The organism is Planosporangium mesophilum (assembly GCF_016863255.1).
GTDB classification, from domain to species: Bacteria; Actinomycetota; Actinomycetes; order Mycobacteriales; family Micromonosporaceae; genus Planosporangium; species Planosporangium mesophilum.
Genome location: NZ_BOON01000031.1, coordinates 57280 through 79983, shown reverse-complemented (window position 1 = coordinate 79983; position 22704 = coordinate 57280). Strand labels below are relative to the sequence as shown.

The 22704-nt window shown below is 72.5% G+C and carries 24 protein-coding genes; 13 read left to right on the top strand and 11 right to left on the bottom strand.

Going from position 1 to position 22704, the window contains the following annotated elements; genetic code table 11:
• Positions 1 to 23: 23 nt before the first annotated feature.
• The gene (locus Pme01_RS16525) at positions 24 to 515 is read right to left on the bottom strand and encodes a hypothetical protein (RefSeq protein WP_168114251.1); all 492 of its coding nucleotides are present in this window, start codon (positions 513 to 515) and stop codon (positions 24 to 26) included.
• 272 nt (positions 516 to 787) lie between these two features.
• On the opposite strand from Pme01_RS16525, the gene Pme01_RS16520 reads away from it, so the two are divergent.
• The 6 genes from Pme01_RS16520 (at position 788) to Pme01_RS16495 (ending at position 6008) form a co-directional block, all read left to right on the top strand.
• Positions 788 to 1375 carry a sigma-70 family RNA polymerase sigma factor gene (locus tag Pme01_RS16520; RefSeq protein WP_168114252.1) on the top strand — a complete coding sequence of 196 codons (588 nt, stop codon included), beginning with the start codon at positions 788 to 790 and terminating at the stop codon, positions 1373 to 1375.
• Positions 1372 to 2121 (top strand): zf-HC2 domain-containing protein, encoded by a 750-nt coding sequence (locus tag Pme01_RS16515; protein ID WP_168114253.1) that lies wholly within the window; start codon positions 1372 to 1374, stop codon positions 2119 to 2121. The genes Pme01_RS16520 and Pme01_RS16515 overlap by 4 nt, the downstream gene beginning before the upstream one ends.
• A 195-nt stretch (positions 2122 to 2316) precedes the next feature.
• Positions 2317 to 3165, top strand: coding sequence for a DUF4142 domain-containing protein (locus Pme01_RS16510; RefSeq protein ID WP_168114254.1), 849 nt, complete (start codon positions 2317 to 2319; stop codon positions 3163 to 3165).
• Between the two features lie 60 nt (positions 3166 to 3225).
• Complete coding sequence (locus Pme01_RS16505; RefSeq protein WP_168114255.1) at positions 3226 to 4125, top strand: ferredoxin; 900 nt, start codon at positions 3226 to 3228, stop codon at positions 4123 to 4125.
• 24 nt (positions 4126 to 4149) lie between these two features.
• Entirely contained in the window at positions 4150 to 5439 is a 1290-nt protein-coding gene (locus tag Pme01_RS16500) for an NAD(P)/FAD-dependent oxidoreductase (protein WP_168114256.1), read from the top strand.
• 221 nt (positions 5440 to 5660) lie between these two features.
• A complete protein-coding gene (locus tag Pme01_RS16495) occupies positions 5661 to 6008 on the top strand; it encodes an STAS domain-containing protein (protein WP_168114257.1) in 348 nt (115 codons plus the stop codon).
• A 6-nt stretch (positions 6009 to 6014) separates the two neighbouring features.
• Here Pme01_RS16495 and Pme01_RS16490 read toward each other — a convergent pair whose 3' ends face one another.
• Entirely contained in the window at positions 6015 to 6518 is a 504-nt protein-coding gene (locus Pme01_RS16490; RefSeq protein ID WP_203935675.1) for a ferredoxin, read from the bottom strand.
• A 174-nt stretch (positions 6519 to 6692) separates the two neighbouring features.
• Between Pme01_RS16490 and Pme01_RS16485 the strand changes: the two genes are divergently transcribed.
• Positions 6693 to 8108, top strand: a complete 1416-nt coding sequence (locus Pme01_RS16485) for an MFS transporter (protein ID WP_168114258.1) — start codon at positions 6693 to 6695, stop codon at positions 8106 to 8108.
• Positions 8109 to 8128: 20 nt separating this feature from the next.
• Here Pme01_RS16485 and Pme01_RS16480 read toward each other — a convergent pair whose 3' ends face one another.
• Both Pme01_RS16480 and Pme01_RS16475 read right to left on the bottom strand, forming a co-directional pair.
• Entirely contained in the window at positions 8129 to 9748 is a 1620-nt protein-coding gene (locus Pme01_RS16480; RefSeq protein WP_168114259.1) for a glycerol-3-phosphate dehydrogenase/oxidase, read from the bottom strand.
• A complete protein-coding gene (locus tag Pme01_RS16475) occupies positions 9745 to 10404 on the bottom strand; it encodes a TetR/AcrR family transcriptional regulator (RefSeq protein WP_168114260.1) in 660 nt (219 codons plus the stop codon). The genes Pme01_RS16480 and Pme01_RS16475 overlap by 4 nt, the downstream gene beginning before the upstream one ends.
• A 17-nt stretch (positions 10405 to 10421) precedes the next feature.
• On the opposite strand from Pme01_RS16475, the gene Pme01_RS16470 reads away from it, so the two are divergent.
• Together Pme01_RS16470 and Pme01_RS16465 are read left to right on the top strand one after the other, a co-directional pair.
• Entirely contained in the window at positions 10422 to 11975 is a 1554-nt protein-coding gene (locus Pme01_RS16470; protein ID WP_168114261.1) for an FAD-binding oxidoreductase, read from the top strand.
• A gap of 463 nt (positions 11976 to 12438) precedes the next feature.
• Complete coding sequence (locus tag Pme01_RS16465) at positions 12439 to 13065, top strand: LysE family transporter (RefSeq protein WP_203935674.1); 627 nt, start codon at positions 12439 to 12441, stop codon at positions 13063 to 13065.
• A gap of 53 nt (positions 13066 to 13118) precedes the next feature.
• Here the strand turns inward: Pme01_RS16465 and Pme01_RS16460 are convergent, their stop codons facing one another.
• On the bottom strand, positions 13119 to 13481 hold the full coding sequence (locus Pme01_RS16460; protein ID WP_168114262.1) for a DUF2203 domain-containing protein: 363 nt from the start codon (positions 13479 to 13481) through the stop codon (positions 13119 to 13121).
• A gap of 135 nt (positions 13482 to 13616) precedes the next feature.
• On the opposite strand from Pme01_RS16460, the gene cynS reads away from it, so the two are divergent.
• The 4 genes from cynS to Pme01_RS16440 all read left to right on the top strand — a co-directional run bounded on the left by cynS (position 13617) and on the right by Pme01_RS16440 (position 16271).
• A complete protein-coding gene (cynS, locus tag Pme01_RS16455; protein WP_168114263.1) occupies positions 13617 to 14063 on the top strand; it encodes a cyanase in 447 nt (148 codons plus the stop codon).
• Between the two features lie 66 nt (positions 14064 to 14129).
• Complete coding sequence (locus Pme01_RS16450) at positions 14130 to 14390, top strand: hypothetical protein (RefSeq protein ID WP_168114264.1); 261 nt, start codon at positions 14130 to 14132, stop codon at positions 14388 to 14390.
• Between the two features lie 121 nt (positions 14391 to 14511).
• Positions 14512 to 15561 carry a hypothetical protein gene (locus Pme01_RS16445; RefSeq protein ID WP_203935673.1) on the top strand — a complete coding sequence of 350 codons (1050 nt, stop codon included), beginning with the start codon at positions 14512 to 14514 and terminating at the stop codon, positions 15559 to 15561.
• A 74-nt stretch (positions 15562 to 15635) separates the two neighbouring features.
• Positions 15636 to 16271 (top strand): GntR family transcriptional regulator, encoded by a 636-nt coding sequence (locus Pme01_RS16440; protein ID WP_168114266.1) that lies wholly within the window; start codon positions 15636 to 15638, stop codon positions 16269 to 16271.
• 27 nt (positions 16272 to 16298) lie between these two features.
• Here the strand turns inward: Pme01_RS16440 and Pme01_RS16435 are convergent, their stop codons facing one another.
• The 6 genes from Pme01_RS16435 to Pme01_RS16410 form a co-directional block, all read right to left on the bottom strand.
• A complete protein-coding gene (locus Pme01_RS16435) occupies positions 16299 to 17360 on the bottom strand; it encodes an MBL fold metallo-hydrolase (RefSeq protein ID WP_239088271.1) in 1062 nt (353 codons plus the stop codon).
• A 307-nt stretch (positions 17361 to 17667) separates the two neighbouring features.
• Complete coding sequence (locus tag Pme01_RS16430; protein ID WP_203935672.1) at positions 17668 to 18894, bottom strand: ABC transporter substrate-binding protein; 1227 nt, start codon at positions 18892 to 18894, stop codon at positions 17668 to 17670.
• A 53-nt stretch (positions 18895 to 18947) separates the two neighbouring features.
• The gene (locus tag Pme01_RS16425) at positions 18948 to 20078 is read right to left on the bottom strand and encodes a branched-chain amino acid ABC transporter permease (RefSeq protein WP_203935671.1); all 1131 of its coding nucleotides are present in this window, start codon (positions 20076 to 20078) and stop codon (positions 18948 to 18950) included.
• On the bottom strand, positions 20071 to 20961 hold the full coding sequence (locus tag Pme01_RS16420) for a branched-chain amino acid ABC transporter permease (protein ID WP_168114268.1): 891 nt from the start codon (positions 20959 to 20961) through the stop codon (positions 20071 to 20073). Before Pme01_RS16420 ends, Pme01_RS16425 begins: the two co-directional genes overlap by 8 nt.
• Complete coding sequence (locus Pme01_RS16415; protein ID WP_239088270.1) at positions 20958 to 21797, bottom strand: ABC transporter ATP-binding protein; 840 nt, start codon at positions 21795 to 21797, stop codon at positions 20958 to 20960. The genes Pme01_RS16420 and Pme01_RS16415 overlap by 4 nt, the downstream gene beginning before the upstream one ends.
• On the bottom strand, positions 21785 to 22579 hold the full coding sequence (locus Pme01_RS16410; RefSeq protein WP_168114269.1) for an ABC transporter ATP-binding protein: 795 nt from the start codon (positions 22577 to 22579) through the stop codon (positions 21785 to 21787). The genes Pme01_RS16415 and Pme01_RS16410 overlap by 13 nt, the downstream gene beginning before the upstream one ends.
• Positions 22580 to 22704: the final 125 nt, after the last annotated feature.

Here is a 22704-nt window from a genome sequence, read left to right as displayed (position 1 = left end):
TCTAATAGAAATTTATGATTTCGTCAGCCGGTCGAGCCGGTTGCCTTCCGGCCCTGCGGCGTCACGGCGAACCACGTGTTGCCCACGCCGTGCCCCTTGGTCTCGCCCGGTGCCGCGTCACCGGCGTACCGGTAGACCGGCCAGCCGCCGATCGTGACCTGGCGGGTGGAGTCCGGGCGTACCACGCTGCCGACGAGGCCCTGGTCGATGCCCTCCAGCCGGAGGTCGCCGGTGTCGATCACCGGTGGCCACTTCATCCAGCAGTCCTCGAGGCAGGTGCTCTTCGGCGGCCGGGCGCTGTCCCGGTCGAACCGGTACAGCGTGTAACCGCCGCCGTCGACGACCACGGCTCCCACCTGCGGCAGGTTCTCGGCGCGCAGCACAGCCGTGCCCCGGATCTCGGCGGCCGGCAGCGGGCTGGCGGGGGCGGCGACCTCGATCGGGTCGGGGGAGCCGCACGCCGTGGCGGACAGGACGGCGGCCATGGCCAGGGCTGCCACGATCGGTCGGCGCACGCGGACGCTCCTTCGTCGGATCGATCGGTGTGACGGTAGGTCGGTGTGACGGTAGAACCTACGCGCCGACCCGCGCGAGCGGTTCAACCGGGTGAGTGGCTTCGACGATTGAGAGCCGACGGAAAGTCATCGCCGGCGGATTGAGCCGACGGCGCGGCTCGTGCGTATCTCCCGTCGAGTGTCCACGGAGGTCGACGGAGGTCGACGGAGGTGATGGCGGTGGTCCCGGTGACCCGTACGGTCGCGGTGCGCCCACTCGGCCGGTGCCGGCGTTGACGGAGCGAGGCGCCAGACGTGGTCGCGACCAGGGGGCGGGGCCGTCGGATCGCGACCGGGCGTCGGGGTCGGCGGCGCGCGACGAGGAACTGGTCCGGTCGCTGTACGCCGAGCACGCCGACGGGCTGCTGCTGTTCGTGTTGCGGCTGACCGGCGGCGACCGCCAGCGCGCCGAGGACGTGGTACAGGAGACGCTGCTGCGGGCCTGGCGCCACGCCCGCGAACTGACCACCAGCGGCCACACCTCGGTACGGCCGTGGCTGGTCGCGGTGGCCCGCCGCATCGTCATCGACGGGTACCGCAGCCGCAAGGCGCGGCCGCCGGAGACCGACGACGCCCCGCTGGCGACCGTGGCCACGGCCGACCAGACCGACCGGGTGCTGCAACTGCTGGTCCTCACGGACGCGCTGCGGTCGTTGAGCGCAGCCCACCGCGAGGTTGTTGTCGAGACGTATTTCCGCGGCCGCACGGTGCAGGAAGCCGCCGAGGTCCTCGGCGTGCCCGTCGGCACGGTCAAGTCACGGGTCTACTACGCCCTCCGGGCGTTGCGGCTCGCGCTGGAGGAGCAGGGAGTGACGGCATGACGACCCCGGAGGACGTCCACCGGGACGTCGGCGCGTACGCGCTGGGCGTCCTCGACCCGCGCGACACCGCCCGGTTCGAGCGACACCTGATGGCGTGCCGATCGTGCCCGCACGAACTGGCGGAGCTCTCCCCGGTCGCGGCCCTGCTGTCGCGGGTGGACCCGCGGGAACCGGTCCTCGCGGCGCGCCCCACGCCCCAGCCGCGCAACGCAGACCCGCGCCATCTAGACCAGCGCCACCCAGATCAGCGCCACCCAGACCTACGCAACAACGGTCCCCGCGCGGCCGGACCGCGTCGCCGCGGCGCAGCCCGCCGGGCGTTCACCCTGGCCGCGTGCCTGGCACTGTTCGTCGCCGGTGGCGCGGTGGCGGTGAGCCTGGGGCTGACCGGCAACGAGCTTCCCGGAGTGCCTCCGATGTCACCGGTCGCGCAGCGGCTGCACGCCGCCGACCCGAACACCGGTGCCGACGCCACCGTGCAGATGGAGCCGAAGCAGTGGGGCTCCCAGGTGACGCTACGACTGACCAGAGTGGACGGACCGCTGGTGTGCCGGCTCGTCGCGGTCTCCAAGGCCGGGCGCAGCGAGGTGGTCATGGGGTGGAGCGTGCCGCCGGGCGGCTACGGGACCACGGCCCGGCCGGGGCCGCTCGTCCTGCACGGAGGCACCGACCTGCGGCCGTCGGACCTGTCTCGCCTCGAGGTCCGTACGGGCGCCGGCACCCTTCTCGTGGCCGTACCCACCTGACGAGGTGTGACTGTCCACTCGCGAGCGGTGGTAGTCAGCTTGATCCATAAAACCTCGTGAAGTTCTGCCATAACTACTCCTTAAGTATCTGTTCGGATACCTCACCGAGCCCTAGCTTTTCCGGTGGGCCGCCGACCGGTGATCGCCATCGATGACCGGCGGCGCACGACGGACGACGTCAGGGATTGGGTGGGAATGTTCGGACCGAGGAACGCCGGGTTGTGGTTCAGGCCGACGCTGGTGGTGGCCGCCGCGCTCGCGACGACCCTCGCGGTACCGGGTGCGGCTCACGCCGCCCAGCCGGATCCGTTCGGCGGAGCCGTCCCCGGGGACGTCAGCACCGGCAGGGGCGTGCTGCCACCCGCGAACAACCCGCCCGGCGCGGGCGCGGTGGTGGAGAACGCGATACCCGGAGCCGGCGAGACGCAGACGCGCTTCGGGCCGCTCGACGACACGGACCGGGTCTTCCTGGTCAAGGTCCGCCAGGCGGGCCTCTGGGAGCGCCCCACCTGCCTGCACGCGCAGGAGCGGGCCGGCAGCGAGCGCGTCAAGGAGATCTGCCGGATCCTCGCCTCCGACCATCAGCAGCTCGACGAGGAGGGCCGGTTCGTCGCGCGCCAGCTCAACGTCGCAGTACCCGACCAGCCCTCCGCCGAGCAGCAGGCCTGGATGCGGGAGTTCTGGCCGATGAGTGGCCACGAGTTCGACGTGACGGCCGTCAAGTGGCTGCGCTTCGCCCACGGCGGCGTCTTCGCGGCCATCGCCTCGATACGGGCCAACACCCGCAACGAGATGGTCCGGCTGCTGGCAGAGCGGGCCAACCTGATGGTCAACAAGCACATGTCGCTGCTGGAGAGCACGGGCCTGGTCCAGTACGACAGCCTCCCGCACGCGGCGATCGGAGCGCCGGCCGTGGCGCTGGCCGCCGCGAAGGCCCCGGTACCGAAGGACTCGAACGTCCTGAGGCTGCCCGTTGTCGCGCTCGCGATCGTCACGGCCCTGCTGGCCCTGGTCAGTATCAGACGCGTCGTCCGCGGTTCCTGACCCGTACCCCTGCCCTGAGAAAGTGAGGTCGGCCGCGTGCTCGCGGATGCCCATTGCACCGTGGTGATCGCCCCCGACTGCACCGCCGCGCAGAGCGTGCACCTGGTGGCGCACACGGCCGGGTTCCTCTCGTACCTCTTGTTGTGGGTCACGATCCTGTGGGGCATGATGCTCGGCCGCGGCTGGGCCATGACCCGCTTCAAGCACTCGCAGCTGTACGCGACCCACATGACCCTCGCGTTGACCGCCATGACCCTCGGCTGGGTCCACGCCTTCACGCAGTTGGCCAACCCGGTGGGTACCGTCCGCCTCATCGACGAGTTCGTCCCGTTCGCCAACGGCCGCGACCCGATCGGCATCGGAGTCGGCGTGCTCGCGGCGGAGATCATGACCGCCCTGCTGATCTCCATGCCGCTGCAGCGGATCCTCGGGTACGGCCGGTGGCGGGCGCTGCACTCGCTCGCGTACGCGGCCTTCACCCTGCTGACGGGGCACCTGTTGCTGTCGGGCTCCCACGTCGGTCCGCTCTTCGTCAAGATCCCGGTCCTGCTGATGTGGTTGAGCACGGTCGTGCTGTGGCTGGGCGTCTCCGACTGGGCGCTCAAGCGCAAGCGGGCGATCACCGACCGGGCCAGCAACCGGCTGCGCGGCCAGACCGCCGAGGTCGTCGTCGACGCCGGACGGTGCACCCGGGACGGCTTCTGCGAGCGGGAGGCGCCCGAGATCTTCGAGCTGCGGGCCGACGGCCGGCTCGGGTACCGCTCGACTGTGCCGCCCGAGGAGATCGAGGCCGTCGCCCGCGCCGTCAGGCTCTGCCCCGCGCGGGCCATCAGGATGAACCGGGCCGGGTCCCGGGTGTACATGCCGAAGAACGAGACCGTGGAGACGGAGACGGCCGCTGATCGGCCGAAGGAAACGTTGGCGAACGTGACCGGGTTTCACCGCCGTGGAGGTAAGTGACGCATGCGTCGCGCAAGGAGATCGATGGAGTACGGCTGGTCCGACCGGGTCCTGGTGATCGGCGGCGGACCGGCGGGCATGGCCGCCTCCGAGGAGCTTCGCCGCCAGGGCTTCACCGGCAACATCACGCTGCTGTGCGACGAGCCGGACGCCCCGTACGACCGGCCGGCCTGCTCCAAGAGCCTGCTGACCGGGCACGCCCGGCCGCAGGACGTCCGGATGCCGATCGACGGCGGGCTGGACGTGCGGTGGGAGCACGGCCGCCGCGCCGTCGAGGTCGACCTTCGCCGGCGTACGGTGCTGACCCAGACCGACGAGGAGTACGCCTTCGACGGGCTCGTCCTCGCGACCGGCAGCTACGCCACGCTGCCCAAGGGCTGGCCGGACGGCCCCGGCATGCACGTGCTGCACAGCGTCGACGAGGCCTGGCAGCTGCGCCAGGACCTGCGCCACGCCGAGCGGGTCGCGATCGTCGGCGGCGGTATCACCGGCTGCGAGGTGGCCTGCGCGGTACGTGAGCTCGCCCGCGAGGCGGTACTGATCGACCCCAAGCCGTACGTGATGGGCCGCGCCGTCGGCGAGCCGATCGGAGCGCTCATCGCCGACGAACATGACCGGTTCGGGGTGGAGATGCGGCTGGGCCGCCGGGTGAAGGAGGTCGAGCGCCGCCGGGGTGGTTGGCGGCTCTCCCTCGACGACGGCTCGTACGTCAACGCCGACATCGTGGTGGCGACGCTGGGTGAGAAGCCGGACACCGACTTCCTCTCCGGTACCGGCATCGACATCTCGCGCGGCATCCTGTGCGACGAGAGCCTGCGCGCGGTCGATGTCACCGGCGCCCACATCGACGGGGTCGTCGCGGCGGGCGCCGCGGTGCGCTGGCCCAACCTGCTCTACAGTGGCGAGCCGATGATGGTGGGGCAGTGGATCGCCGCCGTCGAGATGGGCCACGCCGCCGCCCGTACGCTGCTCGCCGGCGACCGCGAGGTGCCACCGGTCGGCATCGTGCCGCGGTACTGGACGCTTCAGAACGGCCTGCGTGTCATGGTCGCCGGCGACTTCAAGCCCACCGATCACATCGTGCTGACCGAGATGCGCCCGGGCCGGCGGGACACCGCGCGGGCCGGGGTCATGGCCAGCTACTACCGCGACGACGAGCTGGTGGGGCTGATCGCGGTGAACGCGGCCCGCGCGTTCACCGAGACGACCCGCGCGATGCTCATCGACACCCCGGTCAGGGTGCTGCCGCAGCCGAAGAGCCGGCCGGAGGAGACCCGTACCGGGTCGGGCCGCCGCCTGGCCGCCGTGAGCTGAGCCGCCGTCAGCCGACCCGCGACTGGCACCGCCGCACCCTTGCGCGGCGGTGCCAGAATCGGTGTGCACCAATGCGTCGCGCACGGTGGTAGGGTGCCGACCCAGCGCATTCCTGGTCCGTTGCCGGGCGGATGGTCCGTCACCGGTGGCGGAGGGCCGAGGGGGGCGCAGTGTCGGTGGGCGTGGCGGGACCCCACCGCACCATCGGGAAAGGGCGGACCATGACGTTCACGCACCAGGTACGCGCGGACGGATCGGGGCTGGTCATCGCCCTGTGCGGCGAGATGGACCTCAGCGTGGCGGACGGCTTCGAGGCCATGGTCCGCCGGCTCATCACCCGGCGGCGCCCGGGAACGGTCCAACTCGACCTGGCCGAGTTGCGGTTCATCGACTCGACCGCGGTCAGCGTGATCGTCCGGCTCTGGCGGCTCGCCCGCCGCGAGCACTGCTGCCTTCGCGTGGTGAACCCGACCGGGCTGGTGTACCGCGTCCTCGACGTGACGGGCGCGCTGGCGGTCGTCGGCGGCGATCCCGCGCCGGACAGGGCGCCGGGCGTTCCTTCCTCGTGACGTCCCCTACCGGCGCACCGGCCGCCGCGCGTCGTCGTCGACCGGCGGCTGCGGCAGGTACGGCTTCACTCCCGGTAGCTTCATCGTGATCGCGCGCGCCGGGCAGACCTTCACCGCCATCGCGACCGCGTCGACCTGGTCGGCGGGTACCGACGGCTTGTAGTCGATCCGGTCACCCGTCAGCTTGAAGACCGCGGGCGCCTCGTGCTCGCAGAACGCGAACCGCATGCACTTGCCGGGGTTGATCGCGACCTCGGCGCGCTGTGCCGCGGGGAGCGGCCGCTCGGCCGGCCGCGGCTCGTCGTCCCAGTCCGGGGCCTCGTCCTCGTCGGTCTCGGCCTCGTCGAACCCGTCCGCGTAGGTCTCGTCCCAGTCCGGTTCGTCGGCCCAGCCACGGGCGCTCCGGCCTTCGCCATCCGCCCGCTCCCGGCGCCACAGTCGCCAGCCGATCACCGCCAGCCAGAGCACGACGGTGATGAGCGTCAGTACGAGAACCGGGTCCGAGTACACGCCGGACACGCTATGTCGCCCGGCCCGGTGGCGAGGAGGCACTTAAGCGGGACTTAGGACGATCTTCACCGGAGTCTGCACCGGTCTCCGGAGGCCGCCGGGTTCACCGGCCCGCGATCAACCGACCCTGACGCGGTTGTGACCCCCGGGTACGGGTAGACCCCACCGAAGGTCATGACTTCAGGACAGCCGGCGCACCGAGAGCTCCCCACCGGACCGTGGGGCAGGCCCACCATCGTCGACGAGGCGATGCTGCGGCGCACGACCGCGGGTACGGCGGTCGGCAACATGGTCGAGTGGTACGACTTCGGGGTCTACAGCTACATCGCGGTGACCCTGGGCCGGGTCTTCTTCCCCGCGTCGAGCGGACCGGTGCAGCTGTTGTCGACCTTCGCCACGTTCGCCGTCGCGTTCGGAGTCCGGCCGCTGGGCGGACTCTTCTTCGGTCCGCTCGCCGACCGGATCGGACGCAGACAGGTGCTGGCCGTCACGGTCATCATGATGGCGATCGGGACCTTCTCCATCGGGCTCCTGCCCGGCTACGCCCAGATCGGGGCCTGGGCCCCGGCGCTGCTGCTCGTCGCCCGGCTTGTCCAGGGCTTCTCCACCGGCGGCGAGTACGGCTCGGCCATGACGTTCCTCACCGAGCACGCCCCCGATCGTCGCCGCGGGTTCCAGGCCAGCTGGCTCGAGTTCGGCACGATGGCCGGCTTCGTGCTGGGCGCGGGGGTGGTCACCGTGCTGACCGCGACGCTACCCGGCCGGGACCTGCTCGCCTGGGGCTGGCGGGTCCCGTTCCTGATCGCCGGCCCGCTCGGCCTCGCCGGGCTGTACCTGCGGCTCAAGCTCGAGGAGACCCCGGCGTACGAGCAGCTCGACGGGCGGGCCCCCCAGCGCGTCTTCGGGGCACGGCGGGAGCTGCGACGCATCCTCGCCCAGCAGCGCCGCCCGCTGCTGGTGTGCGTCGGGCTGGTGCTGGTCTTCAACGTGACCAGCTACATCCTCACGTCGTTCATGCCCAGCTACCTGTCGGCCGGGCTCGGCCTGCCGCAGCCCGTCGCCCTGACGATCGTGCTGGCCGTCATGGTCGTACTCATGGTGCTGCTGCCGCTCGTCGGGCGCCTGTCCGACCTGGTCGGGCGCAGACCCGTGCTGATGACCGGCAGCCTGCTGCTCGTCGCGGGGTCGGTGCCCACGTTCATGCTGATCACCCGCCGCACCCTCACCTCGGTCTTCGCGGGCTGCCTGCTCCTGGGGTTGATTTACCTGTGCTTCGACAGCACGATGCCCGCCACCCTGCCCGCGCTGTTCCCCACCGACGTGCGCTCCGGCGCGTTGTCGATCGCGTACAACTTCTCGGTGTCGCTGTTCGGTGGCACCACCCCGTTGATCGCCACGGCGCTGGTACAGGCCACCCACAACCTCCTGGCGCCCGGGTACTACCTGGCCGTCGCCGGACTGGTCGGCGCGGTGACGGTGCTGTTCACGCCGGAGAGCGCGGGCCGGCCCCTGCCCACCGCGCCCCCGGTGGCCACCGACGTGGAGGAGGCGCACGAGCTCGTACGTGAGCAGCAGGAGGCGGCGGCCTGATCCGGTGACCGTCGGTCGCGTCAGCCCTCCGCTGCGAGGATCGCGCGGGCGGCGGGCAGCGCGCGCTCCCGGTCGGCGGGTACGAGCCCGATCCTGGTCCGGCGGTCGAGCAGGTCGTCGACGTCGAGGGCGCCCTCGTGGCGCACCGCCCACAGCAGTTCGGCGCCGGTCACGGGTACGCCCTCGGCCACCGGCCGCAGCAGGTCCGGGTCACCGTCGGCGAGGGCCGCGACCGCGCCGGCCTCGGCGCCGTAGCGCGCCACCAGCCGGGCCGGCGGTGCTTCTCGGGCCGACGGTGCTTCTCGGGCCGACGGTGCTTCTCGGGCCGACGGTGCTTCTCGGGCCGGCGGCGCTTCACCCGCGCCGACCAGCGGCAGGCGGGCGGTGCGGCACGGGCCCGCCTTCAGCCGCCCCGCCGCGACCGCGGCGTCGACGGCGTCGCGGGCCATCCGCCGGTACGTGGTGAGCTTCCCGCCGACCACCGTGACCAGGCCGCCCGGCGAGGTGCGCACGGCGTGCCGGCGGGACAGGTCGGCGGTGCGCGCCGCCGAGCCGGCCAGCAGCGGGCGCAGCCCGGCGAACGCGCCGATCACGTCGCCGGGGCCGACGGGTGTCTGGAGCGCGCCATTCACGGCGTCGAGCAGGAGCGCGATGTCGTGGGGCTCGGGTCGGGGGACGTCGGGCACCGGCCCGTCGACCGGTTCGTCGGTGAGACCGACGTACACCCGGTCGTCGGGCTGGGGGAGGACGAGTGCAAACTGGTTGCGGTGACCGCGGATCGGCACCGTCAGCGCCGCCGCCGGGTGGCCGAGCAGCCGCGCGGGCAGGACCAGGTGGGTGCCTCGGGACGGGCGCAGCCGTACCGACGGGTCGAGCTGGTCGGCCCACACGCCGGTCGCGTTGACCACCGTGCGGGCGCGAAGATCGAAGCGCCGCCCGGTCAGGGTGTCCACGGCCGGCACCACGCCGGGCGCCGCGTCAAAGCTCGGTTGCCGGGCCCGGCAGCGGGTCAGGATCGCGGCACCGAGCCCGGCGGCGGTCCGGGCCAGCGTGACGACCAGCCGTGCGTCGTCGACGAGCTGGCCGTCCCAGTGCACGAACGCGCCGCGCAGGTCGCCCGGGCGGAGGGCGGGGAACAGCCGGCGCGCCTCGGCGCGGCTGACCCGCCGGCTGGGCGGCAGCACCGACCGGGGCGTACCCGCGGCCGTGCGCAGCACGTCGGCGGCGGCCAGGGCCAGCCGGGTGGCGGTCGCGGTGCCGCGGCCGGTCGCCGTGGTCAGCGGCATGACGAAGGGCAGCGGTGCGACCAGGTGCGGCGCGGTGTGCCGCAGCAGGATGCCACGTTCGACCGCGCTCTCGTACGCCAGCCCGAGCTTGCCTGCCGCGAGGTACCGGAGTCCACCGTGGACGAGCTTGGAACTCCACCGGGACGTGCCGTACGCCAGGTCGTGCGCGTCGATGGCGGCGACCGACAGTCCGCGCGCGGCGGCGTCGAGCGCGACGCCGGCACCGGTGACCCCGAGCCCGATGACGAGCACGTCGACCGTGCGCCCGTCGGCCAGGTCGGCCAGCTCCTGGGACCGGCGCGCGGCCGACAGCGAGGTGTTCGACAGCGAGGTGTTCGACGGCGAGGTACTCATGGCGCCAGGTACCGGTCGAGGAGGAGTCGCAGCTGGTCGTCGAGCGCGTCCTCGTCGTACCCGTCGGTCATGGTCGGAAGCGACAGCACGTACCCCTGCGTCGCGAGCAGCACGCCCCGCGCCAGCAGGCCGGGGTCGCCGGCCCGGATCGAGCCGTCGGCGGCGTGTTCGATCGCGGTCGACATCATCACGAGCATCTGGTCCTGACTGCGGCCGCGCCGGTCCACCAGGTACGGGAGCAGGATCTCGGGGTCGAGCTCCACGATGCGGCGGAACACCGGGTGGTGGCGCAGGGCCCGGGTGGCCGCGGTGATCGCGGCGACGAAGCGCTGCCGCGCGGCGCGGTCTGCGCTGTTGCCGGTCGCGTCGTCAGCGGTCGTGCCCTCGGCGGCGGCGGTCGTGCCCTCGGCGGCGGCCAGCGCGGCCTGGGTGAGCGCGCCCCACTCCCGGGTCATGAGGTCGCCCACCAGGGCGCTCATGTCCGGCCAGCGGCGGTAGATGGTCATGCGCGAGACGCCGGCCCGGCGCGCGACGTCGGTGAGGGTGGTACGCCGCAGGCCGACCGCGAGCACAGCGGTTCGAGCCGCGTCGAGCAGCGCGTCCTCCTCGGTCCGCCCGGCCTGGGCGCGACCCACGTTGTTACGACTGGACGCCATGTGTCACAGTGTAACTCATGGATGTGTACCGGTGGGGTGACCCGAGCCGCGCGGCAACGCTGCCCGACGCCGTACGCGGCCTCCTCGCCTCCGTGCTGGACCTGCCCGAGCCGCGCCCGCCGGTCCCGGTCGTCGCGCTGCCCCCCGCCGCGCTGCCCGGCCGGTGCCTGCGCGCGCTCGAGGAGTCCGGCGCGCGGGTGCGTACCGACGACGCGGCGCGGCTGTCCCACGCCGCCGGGAAGTCGACCGTCGACCTGCTGCGGCTGCGCGCCGGGGTGGCCGCAGACGCCCCCGACGCGGTGGTCGAGCCGGCCGATCACGAGCAGGTCGTCGCCGTGCTGCGGGCCTGCGATGCGAACCGGATCGCCGTCGTGGCGTTCGGCGGCGGCACGTCGGTGGTCGGCGGTCTGCGAGCACGCCGGGACGGGTACGCCGGGCTCGTCGCCCTCGATCTCGCCCGGCTCGACCGGTTGCTCGATCTCGACCCGGTCTCGCGTACGGCCACGTTCGAGGCCGGCGTACGCGCACCCCGGGCCGAGGAGTTGCTCGCCACCCGTGGCTTCACACTCGGCCACTTCCCGCAGTCGTTCGAGTACGCGACGCTTGGCGGGTTCGCCGCGACGCGCTCGTCCGGGCAGGCGTCGGCCGGCTACGGCCGGTTCGACCAGATGGTCGTCGGCCTGCGGGTCGCCACCCCGACCGGCACGCTGCACCTCGGCCGCGCGCCGCACAGCGCTGCCGGTCCGGACCTGCGACAGTTGTTGCTCGGCTCGGAGGGGGTCTTCGGGATCATCACCGAGGTGACCGTGCAGATCCGGCCCACGCCGGCCGCGCGCCGCTACCTGGGCTGGCGGTTCTCCGACTTCGCGACCGCCACCGAGGCGACCCGCGCGCTGGCGCAGGACGGTCCGCTGCCGGCCGTACTGCGCTGCTCCGACGAGGTCGAGACCGCGGTCAACGCCATGGGCGCGGGCGGCGACGACTCCGGCGGCTGCCTGATGATCACAGGCCTTGAGGGTACGGAGGAGCGCGTCGCCGCCACGGAAACGGCGCTCACCGACCGGCTGACGGGGCTCGGCGGCCGGCCGCTCGGCCCCGAGCCGGGACGGGCGTGGCTACGGGACCGGTTCGCGGCGCCGTACCTGCGCGACGCGCTGCTCGACGCCGGTGTGCTGGTCGAGACGGTCGAGACCGCGGCGTTCTGGAGCGCGCTGCCCGGCACCTACCCGGCCGTCCGCGACGCGCTCGCCACCGCGCTGGCCGGTCGCGACACCCCGGCCCTGGTCTGGTGTCACATCTCCCACGTGTACCCGAGCGGTGCCTCGCTGTACTTCACGGTGCTGGCGGCCCAGGCGGCCGACCCGGTCGCGCAGTGGGGGGCGGCGAAGGCGGCGGCGGGCGACGCGATCGCGGCCACCGGCGCCACGATCAGTCACCACCACGGGATCGGCCGCGACCACCTGCCGTGGTACGGCGCCGAGATCGGCCCTCAGGCGACGGCGGTGCTGCGCGGCGTCAAGGACGTCCTGGATCCGCACGGCGTGCTCAACCCGGGAATTCTGCTCGGCTGAGTTAGAGCACGGTGAGCGCTGCCTGAAGAAAAGCTTAGATGCCTGGAGCGGCGGGGGCCGATCTGCTTCAGTGAGGCAACGGAGCGGATCGCGCTCCGTACCCCCCGAACCGGGCTGCCGGCGACCGCCCTCGCCGGTACGCCCGTTGCCTGACGGCGGCGGACGTTGGTGGTCGACGCCCGCGCCGCTGGTAGGGGAGCCAGGCCCACCCGCGGCCGGACGGTGACTCGGGACCTTCCGGCCGCGGGCGCGCCTGCGGTTGTCGCCGGGGAACGTGGCGCCGGGAAACGTGGCGTCGGGAAATGTGTCGGTGGGAAATTCGGTCGCCGCCGCGGCGTGGGGCGGCCGACAATGCTCCCGTGATCGAGTTGCTCGCTGCCGTCAACGTCCCTGCCGCCGTGGCCGAGCCTGGCCGGCGACAGCAGACGCTGCCCAGCGCTGCGCCGGTCGCCCTGCTGCGATCATGACCGCCTTCGTGGCGGGCGTCGTCGCCGGGTACGGCGTCGCCGTCCCGGTGGGGGCCGTCGCCGTCCTCATCATCGGCCTGACCGCCCGTACGTCGCTTCGGGTCGGTGCCGCCGCCGCGCTCGGCGTCGCGACGGCCGACGGTCTCTACGCCCTGCTCGCGGTCGTCGGCGGTGGCGCGCTCGCCGGCCTCATCGCTCCGGTCGCCACGCCCATGCGGTGGCTGGCCGTGGTCGTCCTGATCGGCATCGCCGCCCGTACCACGGCCAGCGCCCTACGGCACCGTCGTGGTCCCGACAGCGCGTCGCCGGCAGGCCCCGGGCTCGCCACTTCCGTCCGCGCGTACGGCGGGCTGCTCGGGTTGACGCTGCTCAACCCGATGACCATCGTCTACTTCGGAGCGTTGGTGCTCGGCCGGCAGGCCGCCGACGGGCTGACCGTACCGGGCGAGGTGTTGTTCGTCCTGGGTGCGTTCCTGGCGTCCGTGAGCTGGCAGCTACTGATCGCAGTCGGAGGGGCGCTGGTCGGACGGGCGCTCTCCGGGCCGCGTGGGCGCCTGGTGACCGCTCTCGCGTCGAGCCTGCTGATCGTGGCGCTCGCCGTCAACCTGTCGCGCACGCCGTAGTACGGCAGATGCGCCTCGGCGTGGACCCGGCCCCGGTACGGGGCTGACGGGCGTCAGAGCAGCCGACGCCGTCCGGCGAAGCCGAGGTCCGAGCGGTGGTACCAGGTCAGCTCGGCGTCGCCCTCCAGCCAGCACAGCAGTACCGGCTCGCCGTCGAGGTCGGCGGGGAAGTCGACGAGCAACGGTGCCAGGCTCTTGAGCTCGGCGCCGGTCTGCTGTACCTCGGCCATCAACTCGTCCAGCCTGGCCTCGGCGGCCTTCCACTCGGGCAGGCCACCGAGCCGGGTCGGCGCTCCACCGATCGTCAGGGCCGCGGCCAGTTCGGCGGCGTCGGCCCGGACGGCGACGATCTCGTCGAGTACCGGTCGCAGCCGCGCCAGTTCTTCCCGCGCCTCGGCCAGCGTGAACAACCCCATGCCTCCAGCCTTCCACCCGGCCGAGCCGGTCACCTCAGTGCCGGTCGGTCGCCCACCGGCGCGGCAGCGTACAAGGGTACGGCGAGCGGGTTTCAACGCTCCGGGCGCGGTCATGTCGGCAGCGGAGGTGCGACCGTGACCCGAGACGAGATCACGCAGGCGGTGCTCGCAGCCAGGCTGGAGCGCGGGCTGTCCTGGCAGGACCTGGCCGACGCCATCGGCAAGCCGGTCGTGTGGACGGTGGCCGCCCTGCTCGGCCAGCACCCGCTCGACACCGGCGACGCGGAGATCGTCACCGGCCGGCTGGGGCTGCCGAGGGAGACCATCCCGGTACTGGCGTCCGTACCGATGCGCGGCGCGCTACCCACCGCGGTGCCGACCGATCCGACGATCTACCGGCTGTACGAGGTGATCCAGGTCTACGGGCCGGCCATCAAGGAGGTCATCCACGAACAGTTCGGCGACGGCATCATGAGCGCGATCAACTTCGGCATCTCCATCGCCCGCCGGGACCACCCGGCCGGCGACCGCGTCGTGATCACGATGGACGGCAAGTTCCTGTCGTACGAATGGCCGTCGTAACGGGGTAGCCAACCGGTCGGGGGACGCCGTACCCGCACCGGGGCGGACATGCGGCATGATGAATCCGTGACGCGATGGGAGTACGCGCGCCTGGAGTACAAGGCGACCGGTGACTTCGGTACCGACAAGTTCATGGACTGGGACGCCCTCTTCTACCACCCGGGGGGCGTGCAACGGTGGGGGACCGACGAGCGCTTCGGCGACCTGCGCCACCTCAACCGGGCCGGCGCCGAGGGCTGGCAGGCCTACGACCGCGCCGTTCTGATGATCGGTCAGCCGCTTCGCCTGCACGCGGTCACCTACTCGCTGCGGCGGCCGGTCGAGTAGCTCGCCACGTCAGGGTCCGGGCACCGGCCGACGGCGGGACAGACCGGCGGCGGGCGGGCCGCTAGGGTGCGGACCCATGGTGAGCAGCCGACACCGCCGCCCCCTGGGCCGGTTAACGCCGATGGCAGTCGCCGGGCTGGCCGCCGTGGTGGTCGCGGTCGTCGGCGTCGCCGCCTGGGGCCTCCGCCCCGACTCCCGGGCCGAGCTGCGCGCCGCCCCGTCGTCAAGCCCGGCCGCCCCCTCGCCGCGGCCGGTGTCGCCGGGACCGTCGGCATCGGGGACCAGCGACGGGCTGCTCATCGGCATCGGTGACGAGGCCGACCGGGCGAGTACGTTCCCGCTGACCCGGCAGGCGCCGGTCAGGATGCTGACAAGCTGGTACAACAAGCCCGAAGATCTCGGGGACTTCATGGCGAGTTGGCGTACCACCTGGGTGCCCCGGCTCTACCGGTCGGGCTACGCGATGCACGTGGTGGTGTGGTCAGGTGACACCGAGGGACCGGTGTCGACCAGGTACGGTACGGCGTGCGGGCGCCGGTACCCGGTGTCGAGCCGGTTCCTCGACGACATCCGCCAGCTGGCCCGGATCTTCGCCGGCGCGAAGGCCGGACCGCCGCTGTACGTCACGCTGTTCACGGAGTTCTCGACGTACCCGTGCGTCGACAACGAGTGGAGCTCCGATCCACAGTCGACCAACTACTACCTGGCGCTCAAGGATCAGTACCGGGCGGCGTACCAGATCTTGCACGAGCAGGCCGCCAACGCCCGGGTCTCGCTGGGGTTCGGCGGCTGGCTGGCAACGTACGACTATCCGGAGAAGGGCGGCGGGCGCAGTCTCATCGGACACTTCGAGGACCTGATGAGGATGTCGGACTTCCAGAGCTTCCAGTCGATGGACGACAACGGCCACAACCCGGCCCAGATCCGCGCGATGACGAAGATCCTCGGACGGTACGGGCCGGTCATGCTCGCGCACTACCGGCCGAACAACGGCAGCCGGGCGACGTTCGCCTCGGACGTACGCCAGATCTTCACCGACGACTACGTGCGTGACGTGCGGCGGGACGGACTCTTCGCGCTGAGCTTCATGACCAACGACAACCTGGCGGCCGACCCCGCGACCTTCCAGTTCGTCAAGGCCGCCGTCACCAGGTACGGCCGCGGAGCGTGAGCCGTGTTCGACACGAAGCAACGAATCGGCGCGATTGAATATGGATCTCCGAGTTGATGTGGCACCGTGATGGCATGACGATGCCGCATGAGACGCTCTGCGAGAAAGTCAAGCAGGCCGTCCTGGAGCGGGTGATAAACGGCACGTACCCGCCCGGCACCCGGCTGGTGGAGTTGCAGCTGGCGCGCGAGTTCGGGGTCAGCCAGGGCCCGGTGCGCGAGGCGCTGCGCGAGCTCGTCGCCACCCGGCTGGTGGAGAACTCGCCGCGGCGGGGGACCTTCGTACGCGCCGCCAGCCAGGAGGACCTGGCCGAGGTGTACCTGGTGCGGATGGCTCTGGAGGAGACCGCCGGCCGGTACGCGATGGAGACGCTGCACGCCGATCCGTCCCCGCTGCGGCAGGCGCTGGAGCGGATGCGTACCGCCGCCGACGCCGGTGACGTGCGGGAATTCGCCCGGGGCAGTGTCGCCTTCCACCGTGCGGTCATCGTGGCGACGGGCAATCGGCTGCTGCTCGAGATCTGGGACAGCCTGCTCCTCGAGGTGCGCACCATTGCGACCGTGGTGCGGGGCCACGTCGACCTGCACGCCGCCGCCGAGTCACACGTACCGATCGTGGAGGCGTTCGGGCGCGGGGACAGCGAGGAGTGCGCCCGGCTGCTGGGTGACCATCAGCAGCAGTACCTGAAGCTGCCGCAGGAGGAGCCGTAACGGCTCCTCAGCCAGCGGCCCGGCAGCTCAGCCGTCGGCCCGGCGCCACAGATCCGGACGGCCCTCGTCGGACCGCAGGATGCCGGTGGTCCGGAGGTGGTTGAGGTGCGCGACGGTCTCCCCGAGGGCCATCCGGCGCAGCATCCCCTGCAGCGCGGGCCAGCCCCGGGACCAGGTCAGCCGGGCGGCGACCTGCCAGGCGGTGGCCTCGCCCAGGTCATCCACCGCCTTGACGATCTCCTCGCAGCGCTGCCGGTGGTGGTCGACCAGGCTGCGGGCCCGGACGTCGAGCCGGCGGAACCGGTACTCGTGGGCCGGCAGCGCCTCGCTGCCGGCGTACCCGGCGACGAGCTCCAGTGACTCCAGGTACGCGGTCAGCGGGTCGCCGTCCTGTGCCCGGTTCACCCCGATGTTGGGGCTGATGCGGGGCAGCAGGTGGTCGCCGGTGAGCAGCACCCCGGCGTCGGCGTCGTGCAGGCACAGGTGGCCGGGCGTGTGGCCGGGGGTCCAGACCGCCCGGACGTCGCGGCCCGGTACGGGTACCCGCTCGCCGTCGTGCAGGAGCCGGTCCGGTTCGGCCATGTCGAACAGCGGCTCCATCACCTCGGGGTCCAGGGCGACGGCGTCGGCCTCGTCGTCGGGTACGCCCTGGGCCCGCAGCCATTCGCGGTCGCCGGGCCCGGCCGAGGTGGCGCGCCAGATCCGGCCCGGCAGGGTGTCGCGCTCGGCCGGGTGCATCGCGACCCAGGCACCACTGGTCTCGCGGAGCCAGCCGCTGAGCCCGTGGTGGTCGGGGTGGACATGGGTGGCGACGACGCCGGTGACGTCGCTGAGCCCGGCGCCCGCCGCCGCGAGGCCGGCGGAGAGGGCGGCCCGCCCGTCGTCGGTGTCCCAGCCGGGGTCGACGACCACCACGCCGGCGTCGGTGGCGAACAGGTAGCACAGGGTGTACCGGAGCGGGCTCAGCGGGATCGGTACCGGTACCGACCACAGGCCGGGGCGGACCGCTTCGACCGGGGGCAGGGTCTTGGCCCGCCAGGCCTCGCGTTGCGCCTCACCGGTCACCAGCACCGCGTCGTCCCCCGTCACTCTCTGTTCCTGCGCGCCCCGGTCCGGCCTCGGTAACCACTGCGCGGATCAGGCCGGCGGCCCGCGGGTGCACGCCCGGGACCGCCGATTGTCGTAAACCATACTCGGCCGTAACTTCGCGCTAAGTGACGATCATTACTTTCCGAGTGTGACGTATCCGGCGTTCTCCACGGGGCACGGGCCGCCAGGACGCCACCGACGAGGACGCCGCAGATCGAGGAGGCCAACCGACGGGAGCGCCCCGCGCCCGGACGGAGTCCGTCCGGGCGCGGGGCCGGGGGGAGGGGATGACGGGGTGTTGACTGTCCTACTTGGCGTCCGCCCCGGCCGGGTAGTCCTTGGCGAGGTCGGAGACGAACGGGGCGCGCAGCTCCTTCAGGCCGCCGGTCTGTGCGGGGTCCGGCTGGCCGATACCGCTGGAGCGGCTCGACGGCTTGCCCGGCTTGCTGAAGTCCAGCGGCGGGTACACCCCGCCGGTGTCGACCTGGCCGAGCTGGCGGAACGCGGTCTCCATGCCCTCGCGGGTCAGGTCCTTGTTCTGGCAGGCCTTGCGCAGGATCTCGATGAAGACCATGGCGCCGCCGTACCCGGACGCGACGGAGGAGCTGGGCTTCTCGTTCGGGTACCCCTTGGCGTACAGGGCGAGCGCGGCCTTGGGCCCCGGCCGGTCGGCCGACAGCGGCGCCACCGTGCTCGACCACAGGAAGTTCGCGCGCAGCGCCGGCCCGGCGGGCGTGTCGAGCAGGCTCTGGGTGAACGCCGGGTTGTTGCCGACCAGCGGCACCTCCAGGCCGATCGACTTGGCGACCGCGGCCACCGACGCGGTCTGCTTGGGCGACGAGGTCAGCAGGACCGCCTTGACCCCCTCGGCCTTCAGCGAGGAGACGTAGCCGGCCATGTCCTCCTCGGTGGCCTTCACCTGCCGCTGCACCAGCCGCAGCCCCAGCTTCTCGGCGGCGTACTTGCTGCCGGCGAGCGCGCTGGCACCGTACTCGCCCTCCTGGTAGATGTGCCCGATCGCGTCGCCCTTGGCGATCTTGCCCTGCTCGGCGAGGTACGAGACCCCGTTGACCAGCTCCAGGTCGTAGGTGGCGCCGGGGAGCACCACGTACGGGTTGGCCAGCAGCGCCTGGGCGAAGGTGGCGGGCAGCGTCAGTACCTTCGCGCGCTTGACCTCCTCCTCCAGCGCCGCGTTGACCGGGGCGCCGAGGATCTGCAGGAACGCCAGCGAGTTGGGCTCCATCGACTTGTACAGGGTGACGGCCTTCTGCACGTTGTAGCCGTGGTCCTGCACCTGGAACTCCAGCTTGCGGCCGCAGATGCCGCCGGAGTTGTTGATGTCCGTGCGTACCAGCTCACCGATCTGGACCAACTGCTTGCCGATCGGGGCGAACGGGCCGGACATGTCAGTGAGGACGCCGAGGGTGATGGTGTCGGCGGTGACGCCGACACCGGTCTTGACGCCGTCGGCGCCGCTCGTACCGCCCGTCTTGGCTGCCTTGGTGGAGCAGCCCGCCGTGACGAGGACCGTCACCGCGGCGGCAACGAGGGTGAGACGTAAAGCGCGGTTTTTCACGGCACGGTGTTTCATGGGGTCTCCTGGAGAACGCCGGCCGGGCACGCGTCGGGCCCGGACTGTGGGGGCGGTGGGGTGGTGCGGCGCAACCGCGACCGGATGCGGCGGCCCAGCCCGGCCAGTCCGTCGGGCTGGACGAGGATCACGAGAACGACCGCGGCTCCGTAGCAGAACCGCGCGAGTACGGAGGCGTCGACGCCACCGCTGCCGGCGTCTGCGACCAGGGGCAGGACGCCGCTGTAGCGGGCCAGCACGAGCGGCAGCGCGGTGACGAACACGGCGCCCGTCACCGCACCGGCGACCGAACCGAGGCCGCCGATGACGATCATGGCGAGGAACTCGATGGACAGCAGCAGCCCGAAGTAGTCCGGGACGACCCGGTCCAGGGCGAGCGCGCTGAGGACCCCCGCGGCCCCGGCGAACATCGACGACAGGACGAACGCGCTCGCCTTGCCCCGGCGCACGTCCACGCCCATGACGGCGGCCGCGACCTCGCTGTCGCGGATCATCCGCCAGGCGCGTCCGGCCCGCCCGCGCAGCAGGTTGCGGGCGAGCAGGCAGGCACCGGCGAGCGCGAGCAGGCTCAGGTACCACAGCCGCTCGACGGCCCCGAACGGCACGCCGGCGATGGTCAACTCCGGCTCGGTACCGGTGAAGTCGAACCCGGCCACGGTGAACGCCGGGGTGGGGCGCCCGTTGAAGCCGCCGGTGACCGAGGTGAGGTTCTGCAACAGGTGCTGCCCCACGAATACCAGTGACAGGCTGGCCACGCCGAGGTAGATGCCGCGCAGGCGGCTCGCGACCGGGCTGAAGGCCAGGCCGAGCGCGCCGGCCACGGCGACCGCGCCGACGGCGCCGAGCACCGGCGGTACGCCGAGCCCGACGGTCGTGCCGCTGCTCGACCGTCCACTGAGGTACGCGTACCCGTACGCACCGACGGCGAGGAAGAACGCGTGCGCGAACGACAGTTGGCCGGCCGCGCCCACCAGCAGCGTCAGCCCGACCGCGCCGACCGCCGCCGCGATCGTGACCAGCCCGGCCTGCAGCCAGAACGCATCGACGTACAGCGGCGCGACGGCCAGCAGCGCGACGGCCGCCACCCAGCCGGCGACGACGGGGACACGACGCAGGCGGTCAGACACGACTCAGCTCCTTCGTGCCGAACAGCCCGGTCGGCCGCCACAGCAGGACCGCGATCATGACCGCGTACGGGGCAACGTCGCCCAGTCCGTGGCCCAGGAACAGCAGGTGATCGGAGTACCCGGCGGTCAGCGCCTCGGCGAGCCCGATGACGAGGCCGCCGACGACCGCGCCGCCCAGCGAGTCCATGCCGCCGACGACGACGGCCGGGAACGCCCGGAGGGCGGTCGTGTTGGCCGTCGCGGACAGCCCGGGACTGGGGAACGTCGCCAGGAACAGCCCGGCGACGGCCGCGAGGACCCCGGCGGTCATCCAGGCCACCAGCGAGACCCGGCTCAGCCTGATGCCCATGAGGGAGGCGGTCTCGGCGTCCTCGGCGGCGGCCCGCATCGCCACGCCCCAGTCGGTGTACCGGACCAGCGCGCCGAACGCCGCGATCAGGACCAGGGCCACCGCGATCGCCGCCAACCGCGCCACTGGGAACGTGAACCCGGCCACCCGCCAGGTGTCGTCGCCCCACGGGTCGCCCATGTTCAGCACGTCGGTGCCGACCCGGCGGGCAAGTTCGGCGGCGAGCACGATGTCGACGCCGATCGTGACGATGGCCAGCGCGGTGTGGGTACGCCGTCGCAGCCGTCGTACCAGCAGCCGGTCGATCAGCAGCCCGGCGGTCGCGGCGGCGGCGAGGCCGGCGACGACCGCGGCCGGGAAGCCGATCCGGCTGTACGTGGCCGCGATGACGTACGCGCCCAGCATCAGGATCGACCCGTGGGCGAAGTTGACCACCTCGGTCGCCTTGAAGACGACCACGAACCCCATGGCGATCAGCGCGTAGATCGAGCCCAGCGAGAGGCCGCTGATCAACAGCTCCACGAGGTTGCTCATTTCTCACCTTCCGGTGCTCCGCCCAAGAGGGCACTGGGCGAAACCGCGCGTGGAGAATCCGACGGCGGCGCCCCGCCGAGATAGGCCGCCACCACGTCCGGGTCGGACGTCATCGCCTCCGGCGACCCGTCGAAGATCCGCCGCCCGAAGTCGAGCACCGTGACCCGGTCCGCGATCCGGGTGACCAGGCCCATGTCGTGCTCGACGAGGAGCACGGTGACGTCCAGTTCGGCGCGGACGGCGAGGATGGCGGCGGCCATCTCCGCGGTCTCGGCGGTGTCCATGCCGGCGACCGGCTCGTCCAGCAGCAGTACCCGCGGTTCGAGCGCGAGCGCCCGGGCCACCTCCAGACGCTTGCGCAGCCCGTACGGCAGCAGCGCCGCCGGCCGGTCGATCGCCGCCGACAGGCCCAGGAAGTCGGTGATCTCCCGGACCCTGGCCCGGTGCCGGCGCTCCTCCCGGGACACCGACGGCAGCCCCAGGGCGGTGGCGACCAGCCCGGCGCGCATCAGATGGTGGCGGCCCAGCAGCAGGTTGTCCTCGACCGTCTGGGTACCCGACAGCTCGATGTTCTGGAAGGTACGGGCGATCCCCAGGCGGGCGATGTGGTGCGGCCGCAACCGGGTCAGTTCGCGGTCTCCGAGGTACACGCTGCCGGCGTGCGGCCGGTACACCCCGGACAGCACGTTCAGGCAGGTCGACTTGCCCGCGCCGTTGGGCCCGATGACGGCGTGGACGGTGCCGGGCTCGACGGTGAACGACACCGCGTCGAGGGCGACGAGCGCGCCGAACCGTACCGTCACCCCGTCCACCCGCAGCGCGCTCACCCCGACCACCGGGCCAGCTTCGGGGCGGCCGCCGACGAGTCGATACCGCTGGTCTCACCGAGGTACAGCTTGCGCATCTCGTCCGACGTGGACAGTTCCGCCGACGGGCCCTCCACCGCGACCCGCCCCAGGTCCAGCACGTACGCGTGCTCGGACACCGCGAGCGCCATCGCGGCGTTCTGCTCCACCAGCATCACGGCAGTGCCCTGCGCGCTGACCTGGCCGACCACCTCGGCCACCTGCTCAACGATCCGCGGGGCCAGCCCGAGCGACGGCTCGTCGAGCAGCAGCAGGGTGGGCCCGGCCATCAGGGCGCGGGCGATCGCCAGCATCTGCTGCTCGCCGCCGGACAGCAGTCGGGCGCGCTGGCCGCGAAGCTGCGCCAGGCGCGGGAACGTCTCGTACATCCGGTCCCGGGCGGCTGCCCTCGCGCGGCGGTCACGCGCCCCGATGGCGCCGGCGCGCAGGTTCTCGTCGACCGTGAGCCGGCCGAACACCCGCCGCCCCTCGGGTACCTGCACCACGCCGGCCGCGACGACGTCGGCCGGGTCACGGCGCAGCAGCGACCGGCCGCCGAAGGTCACCTCACCGCCGTCGACCCGTCCGCGGTGCATCGGCAGGGTGCCGGAGACGGCGCGAAGCAGGGTGGTCTTGCCTGCGCCGTTGCTGCCGAGCACCGCGACCACGCCGCGCGCGGGCACCCGCAGCGACACGCCGCGCAGGGCGTGCACCGCCCCGCCGTACCGCACGGACAGATCCCGGATCTCCAGGCTCGGTTCAGGTTCGGCCACGTGACTCCCCGCGTCGATGGTCACCTGATCGAAGACCGGCGGCCCGGGGAAATCAAAGACGAGACGTCACCCACCCCATAAGCGGCGCCTATGGGGTGGGTGACGTCTCTGGACAGGCGCGGCCC